This window comes from Hydrogenoanaerobacterium saccharovorans (assembly GCF_016901815.1).
GTDB classification, from domain to species: Bacteria; Bacillota; Clostridia; order Oscillospirales; family Ruminococcaceae; genus Avimicrobium; species Avimicrobium caecorum.
On the sequence record NZ_JACSNR010000001.1, the window covers coordinates 147,570 to 173,329 of the forward strand.

Annotated in this window: 34 protein-coding genes and 1 tRNA gene; 9 read left to right on the forward strand and 26 right to left on the reverse strand. The window is 57.4% G+C overall.

Features of this window, described 5'->3' with window-relative positions:
* Positions 1-226: 226 nt before the first annotated feature.
* The 9 genes from H9X81_RS00710 to H9X81_RS00750 all read right to left on the reverse strand — a co-directional run bounded on the left by H9X81_RS00710 (position 227) and on the right by H9X81_RS00750 (position 7,048).
* Entirely contained in the window at positions 227-520 is a 294-nt protein-coding gene (locus H9X81_RS00710) for a hypothetical protein (protein ID WP_204719227.1), read from the reverse strand.
* 59 nt (positions 521-579) lie between these two features.
* Positions 580-1,983 carry an aminopeptidase gene (locus tag H9X81_RS00715; RefSeq protein ID WP_204719228.1) on the reverse strand — a complete coding sequence of 468 codons (1,404 nt, stop codon included), beginning with the start codon at positions 1,981-1,983 and terminating at the stop codon, positions 580-582.
* A gap of 122 nt (positions 1,984-2,105) precedes the next feature.
* Positions 2,106-2,678 (reverse strand): lytic transglycosylase domain-containing protein, encoded by a 573-nt coding sequence (locus H9X81_RS00720; RefSeq protein WP_204719229.1) that lies wholly within the window; start codon positions 2,676-2,678, stop codon positions 2,106-2,108.
* Positions 2,679-2,707: 29 nt separating this feature from the next.
* Entirely contained in the window at positions 2,708-3,370 is a 663-nt protein-coding gene (coaE, locus tag H9X81_RS00725; protein ID WP_191391732.1) for a dephospho-CoA kinase, read from the reverse strand.
* A gap of 18 nt (positions 3,371-3,388) precedes the next feature.
* Complete coding sequence (locus tag H9X81_RS00730; RefSeq protein WP_177502180.1) at positions 3,389-4,414, reverse strand: L-threonylcarbamoyladenylate synthase; 1,026 nt, start codon at positions 4,412-4,414, stop codon at positions 3,389-3,391.
* An 11-nt stretch (positions 4,415-4,425) separates the two neighbouring features.
* Entirely contained in the window at positions 4,426-5,502 is a 1,077-nt protein-coding gene (prfA, locus tag H9X81_RS00735) for a peptide chain release factor 1 (protein ID WP_204719230.1), read from the reverse strand.
* Between the two features lie 3 nt (positions 5,503-5,505).
* On the reverse strand, positions 5,506-5,751 hold the full coding sequence (locus tag H9X81_RS00740) for a DUF951 domain-containing protein (protein WP_177503671.1): 246 nt from the start codon (positions 5,749-5,751) through the stop codon (positions 5,506-5,508).
* 220 nt (positions 5,752-5,971) lie between these two features.
* The gene (locus H9X81_RS00745) at positions 5,972-6,580 is read right to left on the reverse strand and encodes a TrkA C-terminal domain-containing protein (RefSeq protein WP_243423877.1); all 609 of its coding nucleotides are present in this window, start codon (positions 6,578-6,580) and stop codon (positions 5,972-5,974) included.
* Between the two features lie 60 nt (positions 6,581-6,640).
* Positions 6,641-7,048, reverse strand: a complete 408-nt coding sequence (locus H9X81_RS00750) for a pyridoxamine 5'-phosphate oxidase family protein (protein WP_204719231.1) — start codon at positions 7,046-7,048, stop codon at positions 6,641-6,643.
* A 286-nt stretch (positions 7,049-7,334) separates the two neighbouring features.
* On the opposite strand from H9X81_RS00750, the gene H9X81_RS00755 reads away from it, so the two are divergent.
* Positions 7,335-8,555: a GNAT family N-acetyltransferase gene (locus tag H9X81_RS00755; protein ID WP_191391735.1), complete on the forward strand. Its 1,221-nt coding sequence runs from the start codon at positions 7,335-7,337 to the stop codon at positions 8,553-8,555.
* 50 nt (positions 8,556-8,605) lie between these two features.
* Here H9X81_RS00755 and H9X81_RS00760 read toward each other — a convergent pair whose 3' ends face one another.
* The 3 genes from H9X81_RS00760 to H9X81_RS00770 form a co-directional block, all read right to left on the reverse strand.
* Positions 8,606-9,070, reverse strand: coding sequence for a flavodoxin domain-containing protein (locus H9X81_RS00760; RefSeq protein ID WP_204719233.1), 465 nt, complete (start codon positions 9,068-9,070; stop codon positions 8,606-8,608).
* Positions 9,071-9,085: 15 nt separating this feature from the next.
* Entirely contained in the window at positions 9,086-10,444 is a 1,359-nt protein-coding gene (locus H9X81_RS00765; protein WP_243423902.1) for a patatin-like phospholipase family protein, read from the reverse strand.
* A gap of 71 nt (positions 10,445-10,515) precedes the next feature.
* Positions 10,516-11,523: a M15 family metallopeptidase gene (locus H9X81_RS00770; protein ID WP_204719234.1), complete on the reverse strand. Its 1,008-nt coding sequence runs from the start codon at positions 11,521-11,523 to the stop codon at positions 10,516-10,518.
* A 285-nt stretch (positions 11,524-11,808) separates the two neighbouring features.
* On the opposite strand from H9X81_RS00770, the gene H9X81_RS00775 reads away from it, so the two are divergent.
* From H9X81_RS00775 to H9X81_RS00785, 4 genes are all read left to right on the forward strand, one after another.
* Positions 11,809-11,997, forward strand: coding sequence for a hypothetical protein (locus H9X81_RS00775; RefSeq protein WP_177503657.1), 189 nt, complete (start codon positions 11,809-11,811; stop codon positions 11,995-11,997).
* 14 nt (positions 11,998-12,011) lie between these two features.
* Positions 12,012-12,368 (forward strand): sigma factor-like helix-turn-helix DNA-binding protein, encoded by a 357-nt coding sequence (locus tag H9X81_RS00780; protein WP_177503655.1) that lies wholly within the window; start codon positions 12,012-12,014, stop codon positions 12,366-12,368.
* Between the two features lie 138 nt (positions 12,369-12,506).
* Positions 12,507-12,641 (forward strand): hypothetical protein, encoded by a 135-nt coding sequence (locus tag H9X81_RS11930; RefSeq protein ID WP_275951239.1) that lies wholly within the window; start codon positions 12,507-12,509, stop codon positions 12,639-12,641.
* Between the two features lie 61 nt (positions 12,642-12,702).
* Entirely contained in the window at positions 12,703-13,038 is a 336-nt protein-coding gene (locus H9X81_RS00785) for a DUF6054 family protein (protein ID WP_204719235.1), read from the forward strand.
* A gap of 57 nt (positions 13,039-13,095) precedes the next feature.
* Here the strand turns inward: H9X81_RS00785 and H9X81_RS00790 are convergent, their stop codons facing one another.
* From H9X81_RS00790 to H9X81_RS00800, 3 genes are read right to left on the reverse strand one after another with little or no spacing between them, the layout of a single operon-like run.
* Positions 13,096-13,737, reverse strand: a complete 642-nt coding sequence (locus H9X81_RS00790) for a sugar O-acetyltransferase (RefSeq protein WP_177503651.1) — start codon at positions 13,735-13,737, stop codon at positions 13,096-13,098.
* 39 nt (positions 13,738-13,776) lie between these two features.
* Complete coding sequence (locus H9X81_RS00795; RefSeq protein ID WP_204719236.1) at positions 13,777-14,373, reverse strand: ECF transporter S component; 597 nt, start codon at positions 14,371-14,373, stop codon at positions 13,777-13,779.
* A 27-nt stretch (positions 14,374-14,400) separates the two neighbouring features.
* A complete protein-coding gene (locus H9X81_RS00800; RefSeq protein ID WP_177503647.1) occupies positions 14,401-15,261 on the reverse strand; it encodes a pyridoxamine kinase in 861 nt (286 codons plus the stop codon).
* 311 nt (positions 15,262-15,572) lie between these two features.
* Between H9X81_RS00800 and H9X81_RS00805 the strand changes: the two genes are divergently transcribed.
* The gene (locus H9X81_RS00805; protein ID WP_224762400.1) at positions 15,573-15,824 is read left to right on the forward strand and encodes a hypothetical protein; all 252 of its coding nucleotides are present in this window, start codon (positions 15,573-15,575) and stop codon (positions 15,822-15,824) included.
* Positions 15,825-15,896: 72 nt separating this feature from the next.
* Here the strand turns inward: H9X81_RS00805 and H9X81_RS00810 are convergent, their stop codons facing one another.
* Together H9X81_RS00810 and H9X81_RS00815 are read right to left on the reverse strand one after the other, a co-directional pair.
* Positions 15,897-17,279, reverse strand: a complete 1,383-nt coding sequence (locus tag H9X81_RS00810; protein ID WP_191391742.1) for a potassium transporter TrkG — start codon at positions 17,277-17,279, stop codon at positions 15,897-15,899.
* Positions 17,280-17,285: 6 nt separating this feature from the next.
* Complete coding sequence (locus H9X81_RS00815; protein WP_345941510.1) at positions 17,286-17,771, reverse strand: bis(5'-nucleosyl)-tetraphosphatase; 486 nt, start codon at positions 17,769-17,771, stop codon at positions 17,286-17,288.
* Between the two features lie 264 nt (positions 17,772-18,035).
* On the opposite strand from H9X81_RS00815, the gene H9X81_RS00820 reads away from it, so the two are divergent.
* Positions 18,036-18,110 (forward strand) — tRNA-Arg (locus H9X81_RS00820).
* A 95-nt stretch (positions 18,111-18,205) separates the two neighbouring features.
* Here the strand turns inward: H9X81_RS00820 and H9X81_RS00825 are convergent.
* The 9 genes from H9X81_RS00825 to H9X81_RS00865 all read right to left on the reverse strand — a co-directional run bounded on the left by H9X81_RS00825 (position 18,206) and on the right by H9X81_RS00865 (position 24,505).
* Positions 18,206-18,622 (reverse strand): hypothetical protein, encoded by a 417-nt coding sequence (locus H9X81_RS00825; RefSeq protein WP_204719237.1) that lies wholly within the window; start codon positions 18,620-18,622, stop codon positions 18,206-18,208.
* Positions 18,606-19,280 (reverse strand): ATP-binding cassette domain-containing protein, encoded by a 675-nt coding sequence (locus H9X81_RS00830; RefSeq protein ID WP_204719238.1) that lies wholly within the window; start codon positions 19,278-19,280, stop codon positions 18,606-18,608. Before H9X81_RS00830 ends, H9X81_RS00825 begins: the two co-directional genes overlap by 17 nt.
* Positions 19,273-20,535 carry an ABC transporter permease gene (locus H9X81_RS00835; protein WP_204719239.1) on the reverse strand — a complete coding sequence of 421 codons (1,263 nt, stop codon included), beginning with the start codon at positions 20,533-20,535 and terminating at the stop codon, positions 19,273-19,275. The genes H9X81_RS00830 and H9X81_RS00835 overlap by 8 nt, the downstream gene beginning before the upstream one ends.
* Positions 20,536-21,066 (reverse strand): FtsX-like permease family protein, encoded by a 531-nt coding sequence (locus tag H9X81_RS00840; RefSeq protein WP_204719240.1) that lies wholly within the window; start codon positions 21,064-21,066, stop codon positions 20,536-20,538. It abuts the gene before it with no gap.
* A gap of 110 nt (positions 21,067-21,176) precedes the next feature.
* Complete coding sequence (locus H9X81_RS00845) at positions 21,177-21,845, reverse strand: zf-HC2 domain-containing protein (RefSeq protein ID WP_204719241.1); 669 nt, start codon at positions 21,843-21,845, stop codon at positions 21,177-21,179.
* The gene (locus H9X81_RS00850; protein WP_204719242.1) at positions 21,842-22,315 is read right to left on the reverse strand and encodes a sigma-70 family RNA polymerase sigma factor; all 474 of its coding nucleotides are present in this window, start codon (positions 22,313-22,315) and stop codon (positions 21,842-21,844) included. The genes H9X81_RS00845 and H9X81_RS00850 overlap by 4 nt, the downstream gene beginning before the upstream one ends.
* Positions 22,302-22,811 carry a hypothetical protein gene (locus tag H9X81_RS00855; RefSeq protein ID WP_204719243.1) on the reverse strand — a complete coding sequence of 170 codons (510 nt, stop codon included), beginning with the start codon at positions 22,809-22,811 and terminating at the stop codon, positions 22,302-22,304. The genes H9X81_RS00850 and H9X81_RS00855 overlap by 14 nt, the downstream gene beginning before the upstream one ends.
* A gap of 248 nt (positions 22,812-23,059) precedes the next feature.
* Positions 23,060-23,446, reverse strand: coding sequence for a GNAT family N-acetyltransferase (locus H9X81_RS00860; RefSeq protein WP_204719244.1), 387 nt, complete (start codon positions 23,444-23,446; stop codon positions 23,060-23,062).
* A 150-nt stretch (positions 23,447-23,596) separates the two neighbouring features.
* A complete protein-coding gene (locus tag H9X81_RS00865; RefSeq protein ID WP_191391752.1) occupies positions 23,597-24,505 on the reverse strand; it encodes a LysR family transcriptional regulator in 909 nt (302 codons plus the stop codon).
* A gap of 141 nt (positions 24,506-24,646) precedes the next feature.
* On the opposite strand from H9X81_RS00865, the gene H9X81_RS00870 reads away from it, so the two are divergent.
* Positions 24,647-24,883: a hypothetical protein gene (locus H9X81_RS00870; RefSeq protein WP_204719245.1), complete on the forward strand. Its 237-nt coding sequence runs from the start codon at positions 24,647-24,649 to the stop codon at positions 24,881-24,883.
* A gap of 69 nt (positions 24,884-24,952) precedes the next feature.
* Positions 24,953-25,690, forward strand: coding sequence for a carboxymuconolactone decarboxylase family protein (locus tag H9X81_RS00875; protein ID WP_204719246.1), 738 nt, complete (start codon positions 24,953-24,955; stop codon positions 25,688-25,690).
* Positions 25,691-25,760 lie beyond the last annotated feature (70 nt).

Below are 25,760 nucleotides of genomic sequence, written 5' to 3' on the forward strand. Positions count from 1 at the left end.
TCGTAAAAGACATAGCTGTCCATTCTGATACAGTATAATATTATATAACGCCAAAAAGGCAATGTCAAGCTGAAAATTTCCTGACATTGCCTCTTTTTTTGCCCTGAAACAGATCCGGTCTGATTTTTCCCTGATCCATCAGCGATTTACGCCGCTTTTCCAGAAAAATGCCCCTCTGTCCATGTGCTCCGGGCAGAAGGGCGTTGTCAGAACGGGTATTCAGGAATCAGAGCAGTTCCTCATCGTCATGGACCGCCTGAGACCTGCGCAGGAACTCCAAGCGTATCCAGAAGAAGGTGACTGGGATATATGCCATCAGGATCAGCTTAAAGGGAGTCAGCTGAGCGGCATCGCCCATCATCAGATGATAAATCAGAGGTACAGCCAGCAGAACCGTAAATCCCAGCGTAAATGCGAAGCGGTTGGCACCGGCCTGCATATTCACCGAGTAATAAATGTACTGGATCACGCCTGTAATGGCCATCACGCCGCATAGCAGAAGCAGAACTTTAATCAGCATAAAAATCAACTCTTCCTTTCCGATTCAATATACTGTATCTTCCAGAAGGGACTGATGGGTCACGCCTTGAGGAATTCCACAAAGGCCCGGTAGGTCATATAAACGTCGGTCTTGGAAACCAGCTCGAACGGTGCGTGCATCGACAGCACCGGCACGCCGACATCCACAACCTCCACATTCATGTGGGCTACAAACATCGCTACGGTACCGCCGCCGCCCTGGTCCACGGCACCCAGCTCACCGGTCTGCCAGATCACACCGGTGCGGTCCAGCAGATCCCGTACATAGTGCATGAACTCTGCCGACGCATCATTGGTGCCGCTCTTGCCGCGGGCGCCGGTGTACTTGGTGATGACTACGCCATGGTTGAGGTAAGCGGTATTGCGCTTTTCGGCTACCTCCGGGAAGGTAGGATCGAAGGCCGCATTCACATCCGCCGACATACAGGTGGAATTGGTGAGGGTCCGGCGGCTTTCCGCGCCCTGGGCCGCACACAGATCTTCCACAAAGATCTTCAGGAAATCGGAGTTGAGACCGGTATTGCCGTCCGAACCGATCTCCTCCTTGTCAGCGAATACTGTCACCGAAGTGAAGGCAGGGGCAGCCACATCCATTGCCGCCCGCAGAGAGGTATAGGCACATACCTTGTCGTCATGACCGTAGGAACCGATCATGCTGCGGTCAAAGCCCACATCCCGTGCCGCGCCGGCCGGAACCATGGTGAGTTCTGCCGAGAGGAAGTCGCCCTCTACCAGGCCATACTTCTCATGCAGCAGGCTGAGGATATTGAGCTTGATCTTCTCCTTGACCTTCTCGTCCGGATAGGGACGGGAACCCACTACCACATTGAGCTGCTCACCCTTGATGCCCTCAGAGAGGGTCTTGGTCATCTGATCCTTTGCCAGATGGGGCAGCAGATCTGTTACACAGAACACCGGATCGCCGGCGTCCTCACCGATGACTACATCCAGCACGGTGCCGTCCTTACGCACCACGGTACCGTGCAGAGCCAGCGGCAGGGCAGTCCACTGATACTTCTTGACGCCGCCATAGTAGTGGGTCTTGAAGAGTGCCAGACCGCCGTCCTCATAGAGCGGATTGGGCTTGAGGTCCAGCCGGGGGGAGTCGATATGGCTGATCACCATCCGCACGCCCTTTTCCAGATCCTCAGTACCGATGGTTGCCAGGATCAGTGCCTTGCCCCGTACATTCCGGTAGATCCGGTCGCCGGGCTGATAGCTCCGGTCCGGATCAAAGGCAGTATAGCCGGCTTTCTCCAGCATTGCCACGGTGGTGCGCACTGCTTCCCGCTCGATTTTTGCATGGTCGAGGAAGGTCTTGTACTCCTCACAGAACGCATCTGCCCGGGCCAGTTCAGCGGCATCCAGCTCCTCCCCCGCATTCTTGGTGCGGTAGAAAAGCTCCTCTGCCAGCAGCTCGCCCGGTGTTTTTTCCTTGCACATGGGATCTCCTCCTTTTGCATTTTACACATTATAAAAACCGTGACTTTCCTCAAATCCCGGTCCTAGTTTTCCCGTCTTTCCAGTTCCATTATAACGCGAATAATTCCTACTGACAAGGGGGATTATTCACCATAAAGCTCGCGATAAATTTGACAGGTACGCCCCACTTTTTCCACATACTGGGCTGTATCCGCATACGGAATTGTGTGTATCTCTCCATCGGTGGAATACTCGGGATTTTCCAGCCAGCTGGTGGCGCTTCCCCACCCCGCGTGATAGGCACACAGGGCATTGTTCACACTGCCGAACTGCTCGGTCAGCGCATGGAGCAGATAGGTTCCGTACTCAATATTCTTCTCCGGCTCATACATGGCGTCATAGGTGGTATCCGACTGGGGCTCCAGACGGGATTTCACCCAGTCGAAGGTCTCCTCGGTGAGCTGCATCAGTCCCCGGGCGCCTATGGATGAGGTCGCCTCCGGATTGAAGCTGCTCTCGGTGCGGATCACGGCATAACAGAGTGCCGGCTCCACCGAAAATTCCTGACAGTACTGCTCCACCAGTGCCTGATACTCCACCGGATATGCCATGCGGTAATAGCGGTCCGAGGCAAAACGGACCCCAAGCACGACCACGGCTGCCGCAAGCAGCCAGAAAAGAACGCCAAACCCTCTCCGGCTTCTTCTTTGCTTCATCGTGCCACTCCTGACTGTATGGTTTGATTTCAGTGCCGGGCTTCCTGCTGTGCCTCCTCAGCCTGCCGCTGCTGACGGGGACGCTCACCGGTTTCAATACGGCTCATCACTTCCGCCACCTTCAGGCAGAGGGTATCCACGGTATCATTGTTTTCAATGACAAAGTCCGACCGGCGCACATAATAGCTCTCCCGGTGCTGGGCCTGGATACGGGCTTCGGCCTCCTCATGGGTCAGGCCGTCCCGTCCCAGGATGCGCTGGAGCCGGAGCTGTTCATCTGCCACCACCGAGATGATGACATCACAGTACCGGTCGCAGCCGCTCTCGAACAGGGTCGGGGCATCCAGCACAATATAGTGGTGCCCTTCTGCCCGCAGACGGGCAAGCTCGGCTTCAATCGCCCGGATAATATAGGGGAAGATGATCTCATTCAGGCGGCGGAGCTTGGCTTTGTCATGAAAGACAATATCCGCCAGCTTCTTGCGGTTGAGTGTACCGTCCACATTGAGGATGTCGATGGTAAACTCCAGTGCCAGATCTGCCAGACAGACCTTCTCATTATCCGCCACATCATGGGCAATGAGATCTGCATCCACCCAGGCCGCACCCCGGCGCAGCAGTGATTCCCCCACTGTGGATTTTCCGGCTCCGGTCTGACCGGTCAGGCCGATCACCACGGTATTCTGCTTCATGTTTCTCCCTCCCAAGGGTCAGTCCAGATCGATAAACTTGAAAGCGGCCGCCCGGATCAGGCGGTTGTAGACTGCCAGTCCCACACCATCGGTGGACGGACAGCGGACATAGATGGCCTGCGCGCCCAGGTCATCAAACTCCCGGAGCAGCCAGAACAGCTCCCGGGCCTGCATGAGATGGTCGGTTTCCGCGCCATACTCCCGGAACGGCTTGCGCAGTCCCTCGCCTTCCCCGGCAAAGACCATGGCATAGATATTCTCTCCCGGAAGGGCATTGACATACTTCCGGAAGCTCTCGGCACTGCCCCGCACCAGATAGACCAGTGCCCTGGGGGAATAGTGCTTGTATTTCATGCCCGGGGAGGCTGCCACCTGTCCCTCCTCCAGCTGACCGGTGACAGCATGGTCCACTTCCACCGCGCCAATGGCGGCTTCCAGCTGTTCCAGGGTCACGGCGCCGGGACGCAGCAGCCGGGGATGGTCCCCGGCCAGGGTGATGACGGTGGATTCCACGCCGAAGTTGCAGGGGCCGCCGTCCACAATAGCCGACACCTTGCCGGTGAGATCCCGGACACAGTGTTCCGCTGTGGTGGGGCTGGGCAGGCCGGACAGATTGGCAGAGGGCGCCGCAATGGGCAGTCCGCTCTCCCGGATGATGGCCTGGGCCACCGGATGGGACGGCATACGCACTGCCACCGTATCCAGACCGGCAGTGGTTTCATTGGGAATCTGGGGATTCCGGGGCAGAACGATGGTCAGCGGGCCGGGCCAGAAGCGTTCCATGAGCACCCGGGCCTTTTCCGGCACCACCGAAACCACATCGGGCAGTGCCGACAGATCGGCGATATGCACGATGAGGGGGTTGTCATTGGGACGGCCCTTGGCCTTGAAAATGGCGTTCACCGCCTGGGGGTCCAGGGCATTGGCTGCCAGGCCATAGACTGTTTCGGTGGGGATCGCCACCAGTTTTCCCTCCCGGAGCAGTTCCCCCGCCGCTTTGACTGCCTGGCGGAGCTCCGGTTCGGTATCGGTTTTATATACCATCGTTTCCACGATTAAAATTCCTCCTGCTGCTGGAGCTTTTCGGTCTGCGAGGCGGTGAGCAGGGCGTCGATGAGTTCGTCCAGATCGCCGTCCAGAATGGCGTCCAGCTTATAAAGGGTCAGGCCGATGCGGTGATCACTCACCCGGCTCTGGGGATAGTTATAGGTGCGGATGCGCTCGGAACGGTCGCCGGTGCCAACCTGCAGCTTGCGCTGGGCTGCCATCTTCTCGTCCGCTTCCCGCTGCTTCTTCTCATAAATGCGGCTGCGCAGGATCTTCAGCGCCTTTTCCCTGTTCTTGAACTGGCTGCGCTCGTCCTGGCATTCCACCACGATGCCGGTGGGCAGGTGGGTCATACGGATCGCCGACTCGGTCTTGTTGACATGCTGTCCGCCGGCGCCGCTGGCACGGAACACATCCACCTGCAGGTCGCCGGGATTGATCTCCACTTCCACTTCCTCTGCCTCGGGCAGCACTGCCACTGTAACAGTGGAGGTGTGGATTCGGCCCTGGGTTTCGGTTTCGGGCACACGCTGCACCCGGTGCACGCCGCTTTCGAACTTCAGGCGGGAATAGGCACCCTCTCCGGTGATGGAGAAGCTGGCTTCCTTGACGCCGCCCAGCTCGGTATCGTTGAGGTTGAGCACCTCCACCTTCCAGCGGTTGCGCTCGGCATACATGGTATACATACGCATGAGCGAATGGGCAAACAGCGCTGCCTCCTCGCCGCCGGCGCCGCCCCGGATCTCCATGATGACGTTCTTGTCATCGTTGGGGTCCTTGGGCAGCAGGAGGATCTTCAGCTCCTCACCGGTGCGGTCCATCTCCTCCTGGCTCTCCCGGTACTGCTCCTCGACGATCTCCCGGAAATCCCGGTCCAGACCGCCCTCCTCCAGCAGCTCGGCTGCCTCCTCATGGGAGGCGCAGGCCTTGCGGTACTCCCGGTACTTCTCCACAATGGGGGTCAGGTTCTTGTATTCCTTCATCAGCGAACGGTACTTCTCATTGTCACTGATGACCGCCGGATCACTCAGCCGTGTGCTGATGTCCTCATAACGCTCTTCCACAGATGAGAGCTTTTCAAACATAATTTACTGTTCTCCTTTGTCTGCCGCCGGTTTTCCAGCGGGATTCTTTTCCGGCGGATAGACAATCACGCCTTCCCGGGTGATCTGCCGGATGTTCTTTTCTGCCTTGACCCGGGGCACCATGACCTCGTGTCCGCAGCCGGTGCAGCGGATGCGGAAATCCATTCCCGAACGCAGCACCAGAAATTCCTTCGCACCGCAGGGGTGCGGTTTTTTCATTGTGAGTATATCGCCGACCCGGACATCCATAGTTGTTTCCTCCGCTCTGTCGCACTGTTCCCGGCTCAAAAAACGCCCGGGAAAATCCCGGCCCTGCCCGAGAGCAGAGCCGTCTAAAGGATATAATCGACCATCCGGACACTCCCCCGGGCAGCGCCTGCGGATCGTCCGGCTATAAGATATAACAGCTGCACCGCAGTTATTATATTATAACCCAAATCCCGGCCCTCCCGCAAGGGGGACCGCCCCGCTATCTTCCGCCCCGCAGGAACCGGTCCACCCGGCTGGGGGCATTCTCATCGCCCACAAAGTAGACAATGTCCCCGGCCTGCATCCGGTTGTGCGGCCCGGGCGAGATCAGCAGCTCCCCGTTGTGGGAAATGGCGATGACCGTCGCCATGGTATTCTGCCAGAAGTTCACATCCGCCAGGGTCTTGCCCTCGCAGATGGAGCCCACCTCCACGGTGATCTCAAAGGGATTGAACGGGTTGAGATGCTGGAAGCGCTCTGCCCGGTCCATAAGATCGGACATCTTTTCCCGCAGCTGCTGGGCCAGCAGAAGCTGGTTGTCCAGGTCCTGCCGGATGCTCTGGCGCAGGCTGGTCATGGTCTCCACGCCGGTGAGCTGCTGCAGGTACCGGGCAGCATTGTCCACCGAGAGGATCACCACGCCGCTGCCCTTTTCCGCCTCCACGATGTCCATATCCGCCAGAAGACAGATGGCCCGGCGGGCGGTTTCAGGCGAAACATGGTACTTGCTTGCCAGCGAGGAACGCGCGTAGATGCGGTCCCCGACCTTATACTGCTGTTTGACGATCTGTGTGGCAATATCCAGCGCGATCTGCTGATAGCGCGGCATGCCGTCTTTTGATTTTCTGTCCATAGTATCCTCGATTTCCGGAGGGCTGATGCTGTCTTTTTACAGCGGCTGCTCCTCCACTTTCCCCATAAAACAGAAGGTGGCTGCCCGGGATTCAAACCGGATCAGCACCAGTTCTCCGCTCTCCAGTCCCATCGGGAAGATCCGGTCCAGTTCCGGAACCCAGAGCTCCCTCAGGGCACCGCTCTCCCGGATCAGCTGTACTGTACCGGTGAGGCTTACACTGCCGCCCGGCGCGAAATAACTGACACAGGCCCGGGGGTCCTTCTCCAGAGCCCGGACCTTTTCCGAACCCTCCTTGGCCAGGAACGGAAAGACCCGGATGCTCTCTCCGGGCAGTTTGGTCATCACATAGGCCCGGGGACAGCCGTCCTCTCCGTTGACTGCCAGTGTGACTACTTCTGCTTTTTCCAGCAACTGTTCCGCATGGCGGATGGATTCCTGCATACGGTTTTCCCCCTTGTCAATTTGGTATCACAAGTTCAGTATACCATAGATTTGACGCTTGTATAGTGAATTTTCCCCACTTTTTCCATGTCCGGATATATTTTTCCCCGGAGTCATGCCGGGAACAGGCGTTTCCCGGGTGTCAGACCGCATCCAGGGCATTTTCCAGCCGATCCCTGCCGATTTTCCCGCAGGGTTCGCCTTGATTTTCCCTGCCGCGCTATACTATAATGAAGTCAAAGCAAGGCCGGACTGATTCTGCCGGCTGCGGGAAATGAGGGACAATATGGAGAACCGCGATCTGTTTACCATGCGGGAACTGGGCGACCGGGATCTGGAGCAGTTCAATTCCCTGCTCAAATATGCCTTCCAGGTGACTTCGGATGAAATGCTCAAAACCGGCTGGCAGGAAGATGAAATGAAATATTCCAAGGCACCCATGCTGAAAAACGCCTTTGTGCTGGGATGGTTCCATGGGGAAAACCTGGCCTCCCAGATTGTGATCTACCCCATGGAGATGAACATCGAAGGCGAACGGTTCGAGATGGGCGGTATCACCGGTGTAGCCACCTATCCGGAATATGCCGGACGCGGCCTGATCCACTCGCTGATGAGCGAATGTCTGCGCCACATGCGGGAAAAACGGCAGTATATCTCCATTCTCTGCCCCTATTCCATTCCCTTTTACCGGAAGATGGGCTGGGAAGTGGTGTCGGATAAGCTGAGCTTCCACATCAAGGATACCCAGCTGCCCCGGCGCAAACCGGTGCCGGGCATGGTGGAACGGGTTCCGCTGGAGAGCGAGGACCTCAAGAATGTCTATGAGTACTTCGCGCTGCAGCACCATGGGGCGCTGATCCGGGACGACCTGGCCTGGGACGAATACTGGCGCTGGGAAACCGAGGACATGACCGCTGCCATCTACTACAACGAAAAGCACCGCCCGCTGGGCTATGTGGCATACAGCATTGAAAACGAACATTTCAACATCAAGGAGCTGGTCTACCTCAACCAGGAGGCCCGGCACGGCCTTTGGAACTACATCTCGGCGCACTTCTCGATGATCACCGATGTACGGGGCTACAACTACACCGGCGAACCGCTGGCCTTCCTGCTGGAGGACAGCGAGATCCGGGAGACCATCGAACCCAATGTGATGGGCCGGATCATTGATGTGCGGGAATTCCTCTCCCGCTATCCCTTTGAGAACTTCCGGGAGGATCTGCGGCTGCATCTGCGCATCCACGACCGCATGGCGGAGTGGAATGACGGGGACTTCCTGCTCTGCGTCAAGGACGGTGAAGTGACCTGTGAGCCCTGTGCCGACTGCGAAGAGGACGCCGCCATGGTGGAGATGGATATCCAGACCCTCACCGCCATGCTGATGGGCTACAAACGCCCGAGCTATCTCTACGAAAACGAGCGCATCCAGGTGGACTATCACCTGATCCCCTATCTGGAGCGGTTGATCCCCATCGAAAAGCCCTACTTCTCCGACTACTTCTGATCCCTCAGAACGCCAAAACAGGACGGCTGCATCAGCCGTCCTGTTTCTTTTTATGCACGGGCTCCGGCGCCGATGAGGCCGAGCAGGAACTCCCCGCCCCGGCGCAGTTCCTCCGCGCTGGGACGGCCCCTGGCAATGCCGCCGATTTTCCCGAACGGGCCGAAGGTATCATAGCCCCGGCAGGCATAACAGCCCGCACAGTCGATCCCCTTCTGCCGCAGCAGTTCCAGAACCGGCTTCTCATAGGCACGGTACCGGATGCCGCAGGTATAGGCCAGGAACACCCTCTGTCCGGGGCGGGGTTCCAGCTGCCGGAGCAGTTCCGGAATCCGGGGGTGCAGTTTTCCGTAATAGATCCCCGATGCCATCCCGATCAGGTCATAGCCGGACAGGTCGGGCAATGGGTCATGGAGCAGGTCACAGAGCTCTGCCCCTGCCGCCTCCGCCATGGCCTCTGCCAGCCGGCGGGTATTGCCGTGATGGGTCGATGCGTACAGAATCAGGGTCCGTTTCATGGGTCCGGTTTCCTCCTATGCCTGGGCCGGACGGAGCAGCGGCTCCTCTCCGGTGTCGGTGCTGCAGCCCAGCAGCCACAGATAGATCGCCGCCGACATCTCCCGGGGGAAGGCAGCGCCTGCCAGCTGGGCTGCCGGCATGGGTACACTGCCCGACAGCGCTCCATAGACCAGGTGGGTGACGATGTGCAGCCGCTCCCGTCCAGTCATCGACTTGAAGCGTCCGAAGATCTCCGAAGCGGTGGACGGGTTCTCATGCACCCGGCGCAGCGCCTGTTCCATCTCCCCAGGCTGGTGGCTGTCCTCCTCCGAGAACCGGCGGATCAGCTCCTCATTGAACCGCTCGGCTGTATAGATGCAGGCCGGGTCGAGATCCAGCAGCTCAGCTGCCAGCTCCGCCTGACGCATCAGGTTGACCTTCACCGAATTGCGCCGCCGGGCACCCCATTTGAGCGCCCCGGACAGCCGCAGTTCCAGAGCTGCCGCCGCCGGCGCAGTCAGCGGGTTTTCCGCTGTGGTGAGAGCCTTCATAGCCCGTTCCGAGCCCTCCAGGAACCGGTCACAGATCCGGGCCATCTGCCCCTCCCGGAAGGAGTAGGCAAAGCCGTCCAGCAGACCCAGGGTCTTCATGGTATCCAGGTACCCCAGCTCCATATTGCGGCGGATGCGTGCCGGATCAAAGGTGATGAACATACCCAGATCCCAGTAACTGCGGATATACCGCACCGGAATATCATACATCAGCTTCTGGGGCACATGGCCCAGTGCCTGCAGGTCCACGGCCCAGATCTCATTGGCGCCCAGCTCGATGGCAAGGTCGATGGGCAGATTGTCCCGGTAGCCGCCGTCCACATAGCTCTTGTTGTCGATGGTGCGGCGCTTGAAGGCGGGATAACAGGCCGCCGATGCCAGCAGGTAATCCGCCATCTGCCCCTGGGGAATATCTTCCTTGGCCATTTCAGAGGCCTTCAGGCTGGGGATCTCCACCGTGACAATACCGAATTCCTTGGGCGACTGACGGATCTTCTCCTCGTCCAGACGGCTGCGCACCAGCTCCTCCAATGGGCCGATCTCCATGCCGCCATCCGCTACGATCTCCCGCAGGGCAGTCCGGAACGCCTTCCGGGTGCCGTCCAGCGTGGTGAAATCCTCTGCCTTGACATTGGTCATCACCGCTTCATAGTTCATATTTTCCCACATGTCCACTGCGAAGTCGTAGTCCCCCTGCACCACCAGCGCTCCGTTGAGCGCGCCGATGGAAGTGCCGGTTACCACATCAAAGTCGATCTTCAGTTCCCTGGCCGCCCGCCAGACTCCGATCTCATAGGCGCCGCGGGAACCTCCCCCGCCCAGCACCAGACCCCGGTTCAGCATGGATCTCACCTTTCCTTTCCTTGATACTGTTTGAGTATAGACGATTGTCCCTGTCAATATGCGTCGAAGGCTCAGGCAACGCCCAGGTATTCCTCCAGCGTGATCCCCTGGGACATGATGGCCTGAGCTGTTTCCTCCCCTACATACCGGATATGCCAGGGCTCATACATATAGCCGGTGATGTCCTCGCTGTTTTCCGGATACCGGATAATGAACCCGTATTCCGCACAGTGTTCATTCAGCCAGATGCCCGCCTCAGTGGTGGCAAAGGTGCGGTACAGACTGGCTACATCAAAGCACAGTCCGGTCTGGTGCTCCGACTGTCCGGGAGGCGCCGAGTACCGGATCGCCAGCTCCAGGCCGTCCTTGCGCACATAGCGGTTGAAAAGCACCACCTGCTCATCAAAGGAACGGTACCCCGACAGCAGCGGCAGGTCATGTCCCTCTGCCGCCGCAGCCGCCTGAAGCCGCTGCAGTGCCGCATTGGCCTCGGCATTGGAACCGCCCTGGTTCCGGGGCAGCGGATAATCCCGGCTCACCAGCAGAATTCCGTCAATATAGGTGGCGTCAGCACTGCCGGGCTGTTCGCCCTCTGCCAGCACCCGCACCGAATAGCCGGTCTCGGACATGGCGCCGGAGAGATCCTTTGCCGAAACGGTCACCACATAGGCGCCCGGTGTGGTGAGGTCCACTGTGGAAATGATGGTATAGGTGCCCGGCACCGGTGTGATGGAATCCTGCATATAGCTCAGCTCCCCATCCTCCGGATCGACCACAGTCAGGTTGGCGGTGGGATCAAAGTCACTGCCCGCCTGCACCCAGACGGTATCAGCCCCCAGGGTGATCACCGGGTACTGATTCTGGGGCGCGGCATCGCTGCCCTCCTCCGGCGCCGGGTTCTCATCGGCGGAACCCGGCTCCTGGGCGTTGCTCTGTCCCACAGCGCTGAACACCTCCAGCAGTTCCGGCTTCAGCTGCCAGACCGCTGCCAGGCCGCCTCCGCCCAGCAGAATCATCAAGGCCAGAACTGCCGGCCAGTTCAGGCGTTTTTTCTTTTTCCGGCGTCGTTCATTCCCCATTCGAGGCTTCCTCCCGCAGTAGAAATTTCTATCAGCCATTGTAACACAGTCCGACCCGGTTTTCCATGTTTTTTTGGTTACCAAACTTTTTCGACCGGGTTCTGTATGGCTAAATTAGATTATGTTCTATTGACAAAGTCTAATTCCCACAGTACAATAGAACATGTAGGGTATCGTCGGCACACCACTCAGGCTGGCTGGCCCGGAAGAAAAAATCTGCGGAGAACACTCCGCTTTTTTCAGTGCAAAATTACGAACATTTGTTCTTTTTGAGGAGGAACCTGTATGCAACAGCTTGCCGAAGAATACCTTCATTCTGCGGAACTTCTGGATCAGCGCATCCGGCAGCTCCGGGGCAGCCTGGATCAGTTGTACGGAAAAGAATATCTCCATGCGCTGCGCCGGATCGATCTGCTCCGCCAGGAATACTACGAAACCCGGGCAGTGGGACTCTACCTGCTGCGCCATTCATAAGGAGGAAATGCCGTTTGCGTCAACCCTATCCCACCTATAACCGCCGCAATCTGCTCTATGCGGATATGGACCGCTGTCTGACCGGGCTGTTCCGGGAGGAGGGCTTCGGGGACAACCAGGACAGCCTTTCCTTTTACCGCCGGGTGATTGAAGCCGGGATCGAAACCCAGCTCACCCCCACCGAACAGCAGATCATCGAGCTGCGCTACCGCAGGGGGATTCCGGCGGCGGAAGCCTCCCGTCTGCTGGGCATTGACCGTTCCACTGCCAACCGCCGGCTCAACAGGGCTCTGCTGCGATTGCAGCAATTTGCCCGGGGCTGTATGCTGGCTGTGGGAAATGGAGATAATTTGTTTACAAAATGCTGTTGAGTTTTCCCGGAGTACTGTGCTACAATGAAGCTATCAGCACACCAAAGCGTCAAAATGCCCCGGTGTACCAACACTCCCGGCACCGGTGAGACTATTCCGGAGCCTGTTTTCCATTCCACAACCAAGGAGGATTCTGTCATGAAATGCTGGCTTACTCACAATAAATCCAAGCTCCTGCTGCTCGCCGTGGTTTCGGTATCGGCGGTAGTAGTCCTCAGTACGGCTGCGGTCATGCAGGCCTGCCGTCTGGTGGGAGAGCACTTCGATTACTGATCCGCAAAAAGGGGGGACTTTCCCTCTCCTCTTTTTATAGTCTGACTCAGGAGGAAAGACCATGGCAAAACTGGAAGCAACCCTGCACGGGAACTTTTCCGCCATACTGAACGCCATTGACACCGCTGTGCTGGAGGGCAGCTTCACCGCCTCGCTGGAGGACGAAAGCCACTTCCAGAGCAGCTCGGGCCGGTGCGTACTGCGGGTCTATGAGCGGTACAGCGCCCTGGGCGGCAACCGGGTGAGCCTGAGTGTCCTGCTCTTGGAAACGGCCCATGGCGTGCGCCTTTCCGCCATTGCCTCCGGCGGCAGCCAGGCCATGTTCCTCAAGCTCAACACCTTCGGCGAGGAGGCATTTCTGGAGTCCATCTCCGAAGCCGTCGCCCGGTATCAATAACGCCAAAAAGGAGCCTGCATTTCTGCAGGCTCCTTTTTACAATAGGTCGGTATGGGGTTACATGAGGTTGTATTCAAAGTGCTTGCGGTCCTCAGGGAGAATCAGATCCTTCTTGGAATCCGCCTCGGTAATGGGACGCACCGGCTTGCAGGGATTGCCGAAGGCCAGATAGCCATCGGGAATATCCTTGGTGACAACGCTGCCGGCGCCGATCACGACATTGTTGCCGATATGCACGCCGCCCAGCACCACTGCGTTGCAGGCGATCCAGACATTGTTTCCGATGTGGATCTCATCCGCATATTCTGCCATGGTGGTACGGCCTTCGGCATCCATGCCCATGCGCTCCTGTGCAATGAGCGGATGGGTGGTTGCCATCAGCGATACATTGGGCCCGAAGCAGACATTGTTGCCGATATAGACCCGGGCGTCATCCATGATGGTGAGCCCGAAGTTGGCAAAGAAGTTCTCGCCGATAAAGGTATGGCTGCCATAGTTGATCTGGACAGGCCCCTGGAAGTAGAAGGTTTTGCCTGTGCTGCCCAGGATACTGCGCATCAGTTCCTGGCGTTCCGGGTCATATTCGTCCAGTGTATTGTAGCGGCGGCAGGCCTCATGGGCCTTGTGCTTGATCTGCCGCAGTTCTTCACTGCGGGGGTCAAACATCTTTCCCGCAAAGATCTTTTCTTCTTCAGTCATTATTCCAACGCCTCGATTTCATTCAGTCCCAAAGGAGCCTTATGCAGCGGAATGGCCCTCTGTATGCTCCGGGAACAGTTTTCTGTGAATGCCTGCCTTCTGGATTGCCTTGAGGAAGAAGGGCGCCAGGATCATGGTGACAATCAGGGTCAGCGGGATCTGCAGGGCCGATGCGCTCAGGCGAACCAGCATATTGGCGATAATGGTGTTCATCTCCAGGCGGAGCAGGAAGTATTCGCTGATGAAGTTCTTGCCGTAGAACAGCAGGGTGTAAGCCAGGTTGCCCACCAGTGCGCCTACAAAGTTCAGCGAAGCCTTTTCTCCATAGTGACCGCCCTTGTGCGAGATCAGGCCGGCAAAGAAGCCGATGAAGAACTTATTGAACAGCGTAATGGGAGCTTCCGCAACATAGAGCGGGTTGGTGAAGTCATAGAAGAACGCGCCAAGGCCGCCGGCCACACCGCCATAGACCGGCCCGAGCAGGATACCGGACAGGGAACAGAACACATTGCCCATGTGAATCCGGGTCAGGGTGCCGATGGGGATGGAGATAAAGTTGCTGATAAAGGATACCGCTGTCATAACGCCGATGGCGGACAGGGTATAAACGCTGAGCTTCGATTTCTTTGCTGCCATAATTACCACACCTTCAAACAATTATTTTCAGAGGATCTGATATCCTTTGAGTACAGTCTGCTGTGTGAGCCAGCCCAGGACACGCTCCAGCTGTACGCCGCACCGGGTATCGGTGCCATAGCTGAAGGTGGTCTGGATTGCAAGCTCGGTGAACCGGGTTGCACGGTCCATGGCGATGGGAAGGCTGTCGCCGGACAGGAATCCGCCAATGAGTACGCTGGCATACATATCGCCGGTTCCGGGATAGCTTACCGGTACATACTCACAGGGTACCATCCAGAACGCGTTGCGTTCCCGGTCATAGCCCACATTGGTCATGGTGCCGGATGCCAGCTGCATGCCGGTGATCACCACATACCTCGGCCCCATTTCAGAGAGCCGGACCAGCATACTCTTGGCCTGCTGCCGGGTGATGGGATTGTGATCGTACTCCTCCCCGAGCAGGATGCAGGCTTCGGTGACATTGGGCGTAATCAGATCTGCCACACGCACCAGTTCTGCCATCCGCTTCTGCATGGCCTTGGTATAGGTCTTGTAGGGCTTGCCATGGTCGCCCATGACAGGATCGACAACTTTGAATGCCTCAGGATAGCTCCGGAAGAACTCCAGGCAGTGATCCACCTGATTTTCCGATGCCAGGAATCCGCTGTATACGCATTCAAATTCGATTCCCTGACTCTTGTAATGCTCCAGGCAGGGGGCGAGATAATCGGTGAGATCCCGCATTACCACATCGCCGAATCCGCCTGTGTGAGTGGACAGGATTGCCGTTGGAATCGGGCTGACCTGTACTCCCATCACCGACAGCACCGGCAAAATCACGGTCAGAGAACAGCGGCCAAATCCGGACATATCCTGAATGGCTGCGACACGCAAGGGTCTGTTCATACATTTTCCTCCGTTCACTCTGTACTTCCATTATAGGCGGCTTTTTCCCGGGTGACAAAGTTTCCCAATGCAGGAATCCGTTCAGATCGGTTTATGCAATAAACACAATTATAAGTAAATCAAAAATCCTGTATTTGTGTATAATTACATATAAAAATCCGCATTTTTGAAAGTCCAGAAATATTAAGGTAATATTAACTAAATGAAAGTATACTATAATCACAGAATAAGTGCAATATGTAGAAAGAAATTTCCGGAAAAACATCAGAAACTTTCCTGCGGCGATCTGGCAGGGAACCATGCAAGTTTTGATGAAAAAGAGCCATGCTATGGTTGTGCCGTCATCTGCCGCGGCACAGGAAAACGAGGTGAAAAGCATGAACCGTTCCGCCACCGGCGTTATGACCGGACTGGCTGTGGGGCTGGCTGCCGGCACTGCCATGTATGCCGCAACCAACATGACCACAGCCCGTCAGCGCCGCAAGATGAAGAAAGCCGCCAACCGTGCCATGAAGAATGTGGAAGGCATTGTCAGTGATATGGCCTATATCATGAAGCCTTAGCACTGCACAAAAAAAGAACTGTCCGGTCGCAGGATCGGACAGTTCTTTTTATAACATATTCTTTTGGGGAACTCAGCCCACCACGATCTTGCCTTCCGGCATGATCTCCTTGCGGCTGCTGCTTCCCGCTACCAGGGACAGCGCAAAGGAAACCGGGCCTACCCGTCCCAGATACATCAGCAGCGTCAGGATCAGCTTGCTGATGGTATCGGCCTCACCGGTCACGCCCGAGGAGAGGCCAACGGTTGCGAAGGCGGAGGTGCATTCAAAGATGATGTCCAGGAACGCGCACTGGGGCAGCAGGAAGGAGATGATAAAGCTTGCCACCAAAACCAGAGCCGCGGCACAGACCACAATGGTCACAGCCTTGTAGACAACACTCTTGTCCACCCGGCGGTTCCACATTACAACTTCCTCCCGGCCCCGGAGCACCGAAGCCACCGTCATGATCAGAACCGAGAAGGTGGTGATCTTCACACCGCCGCCGGTGGAGCCAGGCGCCGCACCGATGAACATCAGCATAGTGGAAATGCCCTTGCTGATGGGATTGAGGGTAGCCTGGTCAATGGAGTTGAAGCCGGCTGTACGGCAGGTTACCGACTGGAAGAAACCAGCGGTGATCTTCTCACCGAAGCTCAGGCCAGACATGGTGTTGTTCCACTCATAGGCCCAGAAGAACAGGGCGCCGGACAGGATCAGCAGAGCGGTCATGGACAGTACCACCCGGGACTGCAGGGTCAGCTTTTTGGAGCTTTTGTACGAAGCGATGTCCTTCCACACCACAAATCCCAGACCGCCCACGACGATGAGCGCCATGATGGTATACATCACAATGGGGACGCCGTTGTAGTTGCACAGGGAGATGTATTCGCTCTCCCGGCCCAGTACATCGAAGCCGGCGTTGCAGAAGGCGGACACTGCCAGGAAGCAGGAGATGTAGATGCCCTCCCCGACACCGTATCTGGGGATAAAGGCGGTGGACATGAGCAGAGCGCCGATGCCTTCACAGGCCAGCACTGTTCCGACAATGCCCATGAGCATCTTGTTGATGTTTGCCATGGAGCCGAAGTTGATGGATTCCTGTGCCAGCTGCATTTCCCGCAGGCCAAGCTTTTTGCCGGCGATGACAGTAAAGAAGGTGGAGAAGGTCACCAGGCCCAGACCGCCCACCTGGATCAGCAGGATAATGACGATCTGCCCAAACCGGCTCCAGTGCGTAAAGGTATCATAGGTGATGAGTCCGGTTACACAGGTAGCGGAAGTAGCAGTAAACAAGCTGTTCACCAATGGTGTAACCTCCCGGGACTTGGAGGAGATGGGCAAGCAGAGAAGAATGGTGCCCACCAGGATCACCAGGGCAAAACTCAAACAGATTACACGCAGCGGCTGGGAAAAGAAGGAGCGTTTTTTACGGTTCTCTCCCCGACTGCCTTTTATAATAATTTCAGGATTCACAGCTTTTTACTCTCCTATCGTCCGCGAATCGGTCTGTGCGGGAGCCGGATTCTTCCGCTCATTGCGCCGGAAGAACTTACGCCGCAGAAACTTTTTCGCATGATTGATCAGATTTTTATCATTCCGGAAGATAACTTCCCGATGTGCGCTTTTCAGCGGCACCCATCGGATCTCACTGATTTCTTCTTCCTGACGCCGGGTGCGGTCATCATCGGCATATCCAAGAAAATACACCACTTGTTTGCGGATATTCGGTCTGGGATAGTATTCCACGCTCTGACGGAATCCCTCTTCCAGCTGAATGGTCAATCCGGTTTCCTCGTGGACTTCCCGCAAAGCGGTTTCCACCTCGGTTTCTCCCTCTTCTACATGTCCTTTCGGAAATGACCAATGCCCGCCAAACCGATGTTTGAGCAGCAGCAGTTCCACTTCGCCGTTTTTTGTCCGATACACCAGGGCGCCGCAGGACTTCTCCTTGCGCAATGGATTCACACCATCTTTCCGGCACTGTTTTTGGGCAGGGCGATTCCCTGCTATTCGCGCCAATCTATCATTAATATATCACTATTTCATCTATATTAAAAGAAGAATATGTTACTTTCCGAGGATATTTCCAGATTGATCAGATTTTTTTGACCGCTGCGGACCACATTGGCAATATTGTACAACTTCGGGCCAGCCTTCCTGCTCTGCCTTTCTGTTTGCGGCTTCTCTCTTGCATTTTTGCCATAATTGCGGTACACTATATTATATTCTGCCCCCGTAGTTAAATGGATATAACAAACCCCTCCTAAGGGTTAGTTATGAGTTCGATTCTCGTCGGGGGTGCCATACAGGAACATCTCTGTTCCATATAAAAAGCCCGGGTACTGTCCGGGCTTTTTTTATTGCAGCCCCCAGCGCTCCGGTGTCCCGGGCCACCTCCATCAGGGACAGGTCAGCACTTCCACCCTGACCCCGCCTTCGGTATCGGGCTGGATTTCAATATCAAACTGTGCCTCTTCGGCAGCTCCCGACTCGACAGAGACCGTTTCCCGGCAGGGTTCAGAAGGGCTGACCGCATAGATCTGTTCCTCTGTGCCGCAGGTGACCCGGATCTCCATAGTGCCGCTTGCGCACTCTGCCTCAATCCGGAACTGGTAGTCAGTCTCCCCCTCCAGCGGAAGCGTCCTGCCGACGCTGCTGTACTTCTCCTCATATTCCTCCGGATAAAAATGATACTCAAACGCCTGTCGGGAAACAAATTCCTCTGCCTCCTCCGGAGCTCTGCCACATGCGGAAAGCCCCAGCACCAGCCCCAGGGAAATCAGCCCGGCTATGGCTTTTTCAGATCGCTTCATCATGAATAATCCTCCCGTCCTGCATTTCAATCAGCCGGTTCGCACAGGATGCCACCTGTCTGTCATGGGTGATGATTACAATGGTTTTCCCCATGCGGTTCAGCTCCTGGAATACACCCATAATCTCCGCCCCGGTCCGGCTGTCCAGCGCGCCGGTGGGCTCATCTGCCAGCAGAATATCCGCCCCGCACACTATCGCCCGGGCAATGGCGGTGCGCTGCTTCTGTCCGCCAGAGAGCTGGGACGGCTTCCGGCGAGCCAGGCCTGCAATGCCCACCTGTTCCAGCGCCGCAAGAACCTTCGCCCTGCGTTCTGCCCCTGACATCCGCTGCCGGAGCAGAGGCAGCGCCACATTCTCGGCAGCGGTGCAGTCCTCCAGCAGCGCAAAATGCTGAAAGACAAAGGAGATCTTCTGTCCCCGGATTGCTGAGAGACGCTTCTCTGACGCCCGCTCCAGATGCTCCCCGTCCAGCCGGTAGATTCCGCTGGTGGGGGCGTCCATGCAGCCTATGATGTGCAGCAGCGTCGTCTTGCCGGAACCGGAAGCGCCCATCACCGCCGCAAACTCTCCTTTCCCGATGCATAGGTCGATTCCGGTCAGCGCCGGCGTCACAACATCGCCATTGCGGTATTCCCTGACAATTCCTTTCAGTTCAATCACTGGTATCTGTACCTCCTTTGATCAGTTCCCCGGGACTGGTGCGGAACAGCCTGTTCAGCGGGATCAGGGCTCCCATTCCTGTTATGAGCACCGCCAGCAGAATACAGGCCGGCAGCGTGCAGCCGGTATGGGCCCCCAGAAGCACACCCCGGAACAGGTCGGTGCTGCGCATCAGACCGAGCCACTGGACTCCCCAGGCAAGCAGTCCTGCCCCCAGAAGCACCATGAACAGCTCCAGAAGAATCTCCGCGGCGACCGCTGAGCGGGAAAATCCGCAGGCCATCCAGATGCCATACTGCTGCCTTTTGAGCAGGGCGCTCACGGCAAACACCGCTGTCACCGAGCTGCCCGCCATCACCGTAATGAAGCCAGCAAGCAGTACCTGGCGGGTGGTGAAAGCCCCGGTTTCCGCCTGATAATCCCCGTATTCCTCGGACAGCAGCCGGGCAGAGGCCGCAAAGCCATGCTGTCGGGGATAGGCGGCAATCTGTTCCCGGATCAGACCGGTGTCCGCCCCGTCTGCCAGAAAGGCATAGGTATTGTGGAGGCAGGAGAGCTGGGTCATGATGTCACTGCGGCTCTGTCCCGAAAAGGGCGCCAGGAACCAGCCATCCAGCGAAACCACCGGGAAACGGATCAGGTCGTCTTCCTCCACCCAGACCGCCCCTTTTGGGATATAGCCCATGACCTCATACCGCTCCCCGGTGCGTTCCTCAGTCAGAGTCTGTCCGATGGGAAGAATCTCCCGGAACACCTCACTCACATAGAGCGGCAGGGAACCGTTCCCCGGGTCAGCGTACCCGGTGACCCCACCCTCGACAAATGGCAGCATTGCCGCGTCCGCGTGAAGCAGCCGGGAAATACCGGGATAGTCCTCATATTTCTGCCCTTTGAGCAGCGCCCCGTTCACCGATTTGTAGGCCTCCAGGTCTTTCAGCTCAGAAAAATACACCCCTTCGGCGTCAAACTGCCCCACTGCCGCCACGCCGGGGCGTGTCCCGATATAGTCAAGGTACTGCCGGATCACCCCGGCAAATTCCGGGGACTCCTCGGTATACTGATAATCCAGATGCAATACCCGGTCCAGTTCCACGCTCACGCTGGCTTCAAAAATCTTCTGCTGATAGAAGAATCCCGCTGCCCCTGTGATGCCGGACAGGACGGTCTGCATGGCGGAAAAACACACAGCCAAGAGCAGCAGCGAGTAAAACCTCTTCCTGAAAAGCCCGGTGAGGGCAAGCCGGAGAATATTCATTCAGCCGATCACCTCCGCCGGATGGATTCCCAGAATACGGACAACCGGGACTGCCGCGGAGACCGCCAGGGTAAAGAGCAGGAGCAGCAGGGTGCTTCCCAGGAAAAAGGGGGTAATGTGAATGGACAGCACCCCGCTGGTGAGACGGGAAAGCCCCGCGGTGAGCAGAAGCCCCAGCCCCAGGCTGATCAACAGGATTCCCGCCAGGTCGCCGACCACAGCGCCGATGATCCGGGCACCGGACCAGCCGAATGCCTTGCACACCGCCAGATCCCGACGCCGGGTGATTACCCAGAAATTCGCCGCTGTCATACAGTTCACCATGGAAAACAGGTAGATCCTGAGCGCCAGGGAAAGCCCGCTGTTCTGTATGGTCTGCAGGATCGGGGCCTCCTGACCGGCTGACGACAGGGACTCCAGAAGACCATGGATGACGCTGATGCCGATCAGTACCGCTGTCATGGAGATGGCAAAGCCCAGGATCAGCATCAGGGTGGTGGGGCGGCATCTCCGCTTTACTTTCCGCAGCATGGAAAAATCACTCCTTTTCTGTTTTCCCTATGACCGGGCAGCAGAGATTTTGTTACAAAAAAAGACCGGCACACCGGTATAGTGTGTCGGTCTTTTTTCAGCTGGCACTGTTACGGGTTCCAGAGCAGTGTGGAACTGCCGATAAGCTGTTCCAGTTCCCCGCTCCCCAATGTTTCGATTCCGGTATAGTCTCCGGTGTAGTAGTATACACCATCGATCCCTGCTGCGTCCTTCTCAGCGGCGCACAGCATGTATTCCGAGTAGACCTCATCGCTTGTCACAAGGTCGTCCCACCGGTTGCCGGACAGGCAGAAGAACAGATAGGTTTCCCCCTCTTCGGATTCCACCCGTTTGATAGTCAGATGCGTGGCCTCGTTGCCCTGCAATCGTCCCATCAGATTTCCGTCCACCATGGATACAGAAATATTGTCCTCATAGGGGATCACCTGCTCGGCGCTCCTGAGGAATCCGATGGCGGAAAGCACCAGAACAGCCAGCACCGCCAATGCCAGCACCGCAGCCAGCACCTGCCTTTGAAGCAGCGTTTTCCGGACGGCACGAAGCGAAGCCGCCTTCCTGAACTCCTGATCCGCTGTCTGTTCCGGCTCCTCACCGGGCACAGGGAACAGCCCGTCCGCCTCACACAGCGCCGTCTGGTATGCCCGGCAGGAGGGACACTCCCGCAGGTGCTCCTCAACAGCAGCCCTGCTCTCCTCACTGCAGACCCCGTCCTGATACAGCGGCAGCAAGTCCCGGATTAAATCACATGGATATTTCATTGCATTCCCTCCCTGATCTTCAGCTTGGCCCGATGGTAGGTCACACGCGCCCAGCTGTCGGATTTTCCCCAGAAGCGCCCGATCTCCGCAAAGGAGAGCTCCCCGAATGTGCGCATCCAGAAAACCTCCTTATAGGGCTCGTCCAGCTGGTGCAATAGCCGGTGCAGTTCCATTGCCGTTTCCCGGTCCAGGAGCTTCTGTTCCATGTCCCCCGGGTCCGGGATCATTTCCAGCGGAGCATCTGCCTGCCGGTTCCGGCGCCTGCCTGCGGTGTAGAAGCAGTTTTTGGCAATCTGGCAGAGCCATACACTCAGCTTGCACTCCCCCCGGAAGGAGCCGATATTCTTCAGCGCCTTGAAGAATGCCTCCTGGGTGATCTCCTCTGCCCAGGCTTCGTCCCTGCAGAGAGCGAGCAGGTACCGGTATACAGAATCATAGTATTCTGAATATATCTTTTCAAACTCCTCCACGCCAGCACCTCGCTTTCCCTCTGATTCTGCGCCTCTGCTCCCGGTACAGCACTGCGCCGGTAAGCGCCATCAGCAGCAGATCCCGGCCCCGCAGCCGGTCAAAGAGCAGAACCGCTGCCGCCGGTGTGACCGCAATAATCCCGATGGCCAGGAGCCTTGCGGTGCGTCCCCTGCCTCCCGCATGCCAGGCACAGTACCCGAGCAGCGGTGTCAGGAGGCTGAATATCCACCACCCCCGCGCCATAACAGGGGAATAGACGCTATGGGTCAGCCGGGCAGTGGTGTAATAGGCGGCAAGCATTCCGAAGCAGAAGCCAAATACTGTTCCAGCAGCCTGGAACGGTGTCCGGCTGCGAACCGCAATGACTGTACCGAGAAAGACCCAGACCGACAGTTCGGAGAACATATTCCCCAGATTGGTGGTATAAAGATCGAAAAACCGGATGATGACCCCCACAGCCAGTCCGGCCCCGAGCATGACAGCCGCCCTGACCATGCCCCTGATCCGGAAAGCCGGTTTTTCTGTCCTTTCGGCGCCCATTCCTGTCCCCTCCTTCCCGGATAAGACTCCCGGAAGTCGGATTCGTTACAGCTTTCCGAAAAAATTTTTACCAGGCCCAGCCGGATCATTCCAAAAGCACCGCTGGTCTGGCAGCTGGCTGCCCGGAAATGGACCGCTGGCCTTCCCCGGTCACAAAAAGCCGGGCACTGTAATCGCAGCGCCCGGCTTAGCTGTTCTGAAAGTCAGCGGGTTTCCGGCTGATCGATCTGGTAGGACTGCAGGCTCTTCCGGCAGCCGTTCCGCTCATAGAACCGTTCTGCTTCGGGCTGGGCTCCAAAATAGAGCAGGGTCGGGGTATGCTGTTTTGCCAGCGCCAAAAGCGCACTGCCGATCCCCTGGCGCTGGTATTCCGGAAGCACCAGCAGTTCGGTGATGGTCCCGAAGAAATACCCATCAGTCAGGATGCGCAGACACCCCACCAGCGTCCCATTGTCCCGGGCGGTGAGGTGGATGGTTCTCCCCAGCGCCTCTTCGGTTCTGGCGGGGTCATAGTCCCCGGGCCAGACATGATTCACAAACCTCAGAAATTCCTCCGCATGCAGTGCTCTGTCATCAAAGCGGTACTCCATCTTCGTTCCCTCCCTGTCCGGTTCTCATTTGTGACCTATTATAGCATGCCTCTCCCGGCTGCTCAACCGCCGGTGCGGCCTGTGCTTTCCTTTCGGGGCGGGAAGTGCTATGATGAAAGCAAAGAAGCCTGCGGCGCAGGCTTCTTTTTATTATGCTTCGAACCAGTCAGGCGGCAGACCCAGTTCCTCCCGCAGCTGACGCAGAAAATACTCCGACGCCCGGGAAAAGACCGCATAGCGCTTCCACACCAGAGCAAATTCCGCCTCCAAAGCGGGCTCCAGCGGACGGAAACAGAGCGGACTGTCGCCATCGGTGCGAATCAGCTTATCCAGCACCAGCACATAGCCCAGCCCCTCCTCCGCCATCAGTGAGGCATTGAACGCCAGATTGTAGGTGGCAGCCACCTGCAGCTCTTCCAATGGGCGCTGAATCCAGCGCAGGAACCCGTCCTGGATGCCGATCTGCCGGGAGAGGATCAGGGGCTTGTCCCAGAGATCCGCCGGACAGATGGTCTCCCGCTGGGACAGAGGACTGTCCTTACGCATCAGCACACCCCAGCGATCCCGCAGGTGCAGCGGCAGCCGCACGAACTTCTTCGGATCAGTGGCTCCGAACAGCAGCGCAAAGTCAAACAGACCCCGTTCCAGCCGGTCGGTGAGATCCTGGGTATCGCCGCTCACCACATGGATGCGGATTCCGGGGTTCTCCCGGCGGATGCGCTCGGTCAGCCGGGCGATCACCCGCATGGAATCGGTTTCGCCGGCGCCGATCATCACATCACCGGTGATCCCCTTCCCCGACTGCCGCACCTCCTGTTCCGCCTTGGAGGCCAGGTCCAGGATCTCCTGGGCCCGCTGCCGGAACAGCCGCCCCTCCGGGGTCAGGGCAGTGCGCTGCCCTCGTTTTCCCCGCACCAACAGGGTACAGCCCAGCTCCTCCTCAAGCTCCCGGAGCTGCCGGGACAGGGTGGGCTGGGTGAGATGCAGATATTCCGCCGCCCCGGAGATACTCTGTTCCCTCGCCACCGCCAGAAAATATTCCAGTACACGAAGTTCCATTTCTGCCGCCTCCTTCTGTGTTTCAGTTTACCGGCTTTATTCTATGCCTGTCAAGCATAATTTACGCAAATATATAAGTATTTGTAAAAGATGAACCTCTTTTTTATAATAAAGACGAACACATTGAAAGGAGCATCTGAGATGAGATCCTGTCCCGATCCCCTGCAGCAGATCCGGGTGATCCTGCTCGATTCCGGCTGCACCGATCAGGCCGCAGAGGAATTCCTGCGATACTGGCAGAATGGCGATCCGGCTGCCTGGCGGCAGTTCCTCCAGGCGCACCGGCAGCAGCTGCTGGAAAATCTCCATGCGGATAAACTGCGGATCGACCGGTTGGATTATCTGTCTGACTGGCTGGAACAAAAATCGGGCCTGTGACCCGTTTTGCACTGAGATGCTCTGTCTTTTCGAACCAACCCATGCGTGTGAAAGGAAGCGATGATCGCAATGGCTGTAAAACAAACTGCTGGTCGGGATACACTGGGCACCTTTGCCCCGGAATTTGCCCGGCTCAATGACGATATTCTGTTCGGTGAGGTATGGAGCCGGGAATCCCTGCTCTCGCTGCGGGACCGCTCGCTGGTAACGGTGGTCTCCCTGATGGCCCAGGGCCTGGTGGACTCCTCCTTCCGCTACCATCTGGAAACCGCCCGCAAGAACGGCATCACCCGCACTGAGATCGCCGAGATCCTCACCCATGCCGCCTTCTATGCCGGCTGGCCCAAGGCCTGGGCTGCTTTCCGCATGGCTCTGGAGGTCTGGAAGGACGATGCTCCCGCCGCTGAAACCGGACGGGAAGCCCATCAGAAGGAAATGATCTTCCCCATTGGCGCTCCCAATGACGCCTATGCGCAGTATTTCAGCGGTCAGAGCTATCTGGCGCCCATTTCCTCCAGCCAGGTGAGCATTGCCAATGTCACCTTTGAACCCGGCTGCCGCAACAACTGGCATATCCATCATGCCGATCAGGGCGGCGGTCAGATCCTCATCGGAGTCGCCGGACGCGGCTTCTATCAGGAGTGGGGCAAGGAGCCGGTGGAAATCCTGCCCGGAGATGTCATCAATATTCCCACCGGCGTCAAGCACTGGCACGGCGCCGCGCCGGACAGCTGGTTCTCCCACCTGGCAGTGGAAGTTCCCGGCGTGAACACCTCCAACGAATGGCTGGAACCGGTCAAGGACTGATCCAGATTCCCCTACCATAACAAAAAAACGCGGATGGCAGTCTGATCCATCCGCGTTTTTTCTATTTATG

What these genes read in the sequence shown, in the direction of transcription:
- H9X81_RS00825 (WP_204719237.1), bottom strand. Translation starts at nt 18,622, where the DNA reads ATGATGAAGCGATCTGAAAAAGCCATAGCCGGGCTGATTTCCCTGGGG.
- H9X81_RS00760 (WP_204719233.1), bottom strand. Translation starts at nt 9,070, where the DNA reads ATGAAACGGACCCTGATTCTGTACGCATCGACCCATCACGGCAATACC.
- prfA (WP_204719230.1), bottom strand. Translation starts at nt 5,502, where the DNA reads ATGTTTGAAAAGCTCTCATCTGTGGAAGAGCGTTATGAGGACATCAGC.
- H9X81_RS00775 (WP_177503657.1), top strand. Translation starts at nt 11,809, where the DNA reads ATGCAACAGCTTGCCGAAGAATACCTTCATTCTGCGGAACTTCTGGAT.
- H9X81_RS00730 (WP_177502180.1), bottom strand. Translation starts at nt 4,414, where the DNA reads ATGGTATATAAAACCGATACCGAACCGGAGCTCCGCCAGGCAGTCAAA.
- H9X81_RS00875 (WP_204719246.1), top strand. Translation starts at nt 24,953, where the DNA reads ATGGCTGTAAAACAAACTGCTGGTCGGGATACACTGGGCACCTTTGCC.
- H9X81_RS00720 (WP_204719229.1), bottom strand. Translation starts at nt 2,678, where the DNA reads ATGAAGCAAAGAAGAAGCCGGAGAGGGTTTGGCGTTCTTTTCTGGCTG.
- H9X81_RS00800 (WP_177503647.1), bottom strand. Translation starts at nt 15,261, where the DNA reads ATGAACAGACCCTTGCGTGTCGCAGCCATTCAGGATATGTCCGGATTT.
- H9X81_RS00770 (WP_204719234.1), bottom strand. Translation starts at nt 11,523, where the DNA reads ATGGGGAATGAACGACGCCGGAAAAAGAAAAAACGCCTGAACTGGCCG.
- H9X81_RS00750 (WP_204719231.1), bottom strand. Translation starts at nt 7,048, where the DNA reads ATGCAGGAATCCATCCGCCATGCGGAACAGTTGCTGGAAAAAGCAGAA.
- H9X81_RS00740 (WP_177503671.1), bottom strand. Translation starts at nt 5,751, where the DNA reads ATGGATGTCCGGGTCGGCGATATACTCACAATGAAAAAACCGCACCCC.
- H9X81_RS00755 (WP_191391735.1), top strand. Translation starts at nt 7,335, where the DNA reads ATGGAGAACCGCGATCTGTTTACCATGCGGGAACTGGGCGACCGGGAT.
- H9X81_RS00860 (WP_204719244.1), bottom strand. Translation starts at nt 23,446, where the DNA reads ATGGAGTACCGCTTTGATGACAGAGCACTGCATGCGGAGGAATTTCTG.
- H9X81_RS00835 (WP_204719239.1), bottom strand. Translation starts at nt 20,535, where the DNA reads ATGAATATTCTCCGGCTTGCCCTCACCGGGCTTTTCAGGAAGAGGTTT.
- H9X81_RS00715 (WP_204719228.1), bottom strand. Translation starts at nt 1,983, where the DNA reads ATGTGCAAGGAAAAAACACCGGGCGAGCTGCTGGCAGAGGAGCTTTTC.
- H9X81_RS00710 (WP_204719227.1), bottom strand. Translation starts at nt 520, where the DNA reads ATGCTGATTAAAGTTCTGCTTCTGCTATGCGGCGTGATGGCCATTACA.
- H9X81_RS00855 (WP_204719243.1), bottom strand. Translation starts at nt 22,811, where the DNA reads ATGGTCAGGGCGGCTGTCATGCTCGGGGCCGGACTGGCTGTGGGGGTC.
- H9X81_RS00765 (WP_243423902.1), bottom strand. Translation starts at nt 10,444, where the DNA reads ATGCTGAACCGGGGTCTGGTGCTGGGCGGGGGAGGTTCCCGCGGCGCC.
- H9X81_RS00745 (WP_243423877.1), bottom strand. Translation starts at nt 6,580, where the DNA reads ATGCCGCGCTATCAGCAGATCGCGCTGGATATTGCCACACAGATCGTC.
- H9X81_RS00795 (WP_204719236.1), bottom strand. Translation starts at nt 14,373, where the DNA reads ATGGCAGCAAAGAAATCGAAGCTCAGCGTTTATACCCTGTCCGCCATC.
- H9X81_RS00845 (WP_204719241.1), bottom strand. Translation starts at nt 21,845, where the DNA reads ATGAAATATCCATGTGATTTAATCCGGGACTTGCTGCCGCTGTATCAG.
- H9X81_RS00865 (WP_191391752.1), bottom strand. Translation starts at nt 24,505, where the DNA reads ATGGAACTTCGTGTACTGGAATATTTTCTGGCGGTGGCGAGGGAACAG.
- H9X81_RS00785 (WP_204719235.1), top strand. Translation starts at nt 12,703, where the DNA reads ATGGCAAAACTGGAAGCAACCCTGCACGGGAACTTTTCCGCCATACTG.
- H9X81_RS00805 (WP_224762400.1), top strand. Translation starts at nt 15,573, where the DNA reads ATGAAAAAGAGCCATGCTATGGTTGTGCCGTCATCTGCCGCGGCACAG.
- H9X81_RS00870 (WP_204719245.1), top strand. Translation starts at nt 24,647, where the DNA reads ATGAGATCCTGTCCCGATCCCCTGCAGCAGATCCGGGTGATCCTGCTC.
- H9X81_RS00840 (WP_204719240.1), bottom strand. Translation starts at nt 21,066, where the DNA reads ATGCTGCGGAAAGTAAAGCGGAGATGCCGCCCCACCACCCTGATGCTG.
- H9X81_RS11930 (WP_275951239.1), top strand. Translation starts at nt 12,507, where the DNA reads ATGAAATGCTGGCTTACTCACAATAAATCCAAGCTCCTGCTGCTCGCC.
- H9X81_RS00790 (WP_177503651.1), bottom strand. Translation starts at nt 13,737, where the DNA reads ATGACTGAAGAAGAAAAGATCTTTGCGGGAAAGATGTTTGACCCCCGC.
- coaE (WP_191391732.1), bottom strand. Translation starts at nt 3,370, where the DNA reads ATGAAGCAGAATACCGTGGTGATCGGCCTGACCGGTCAGACCGGAGCC.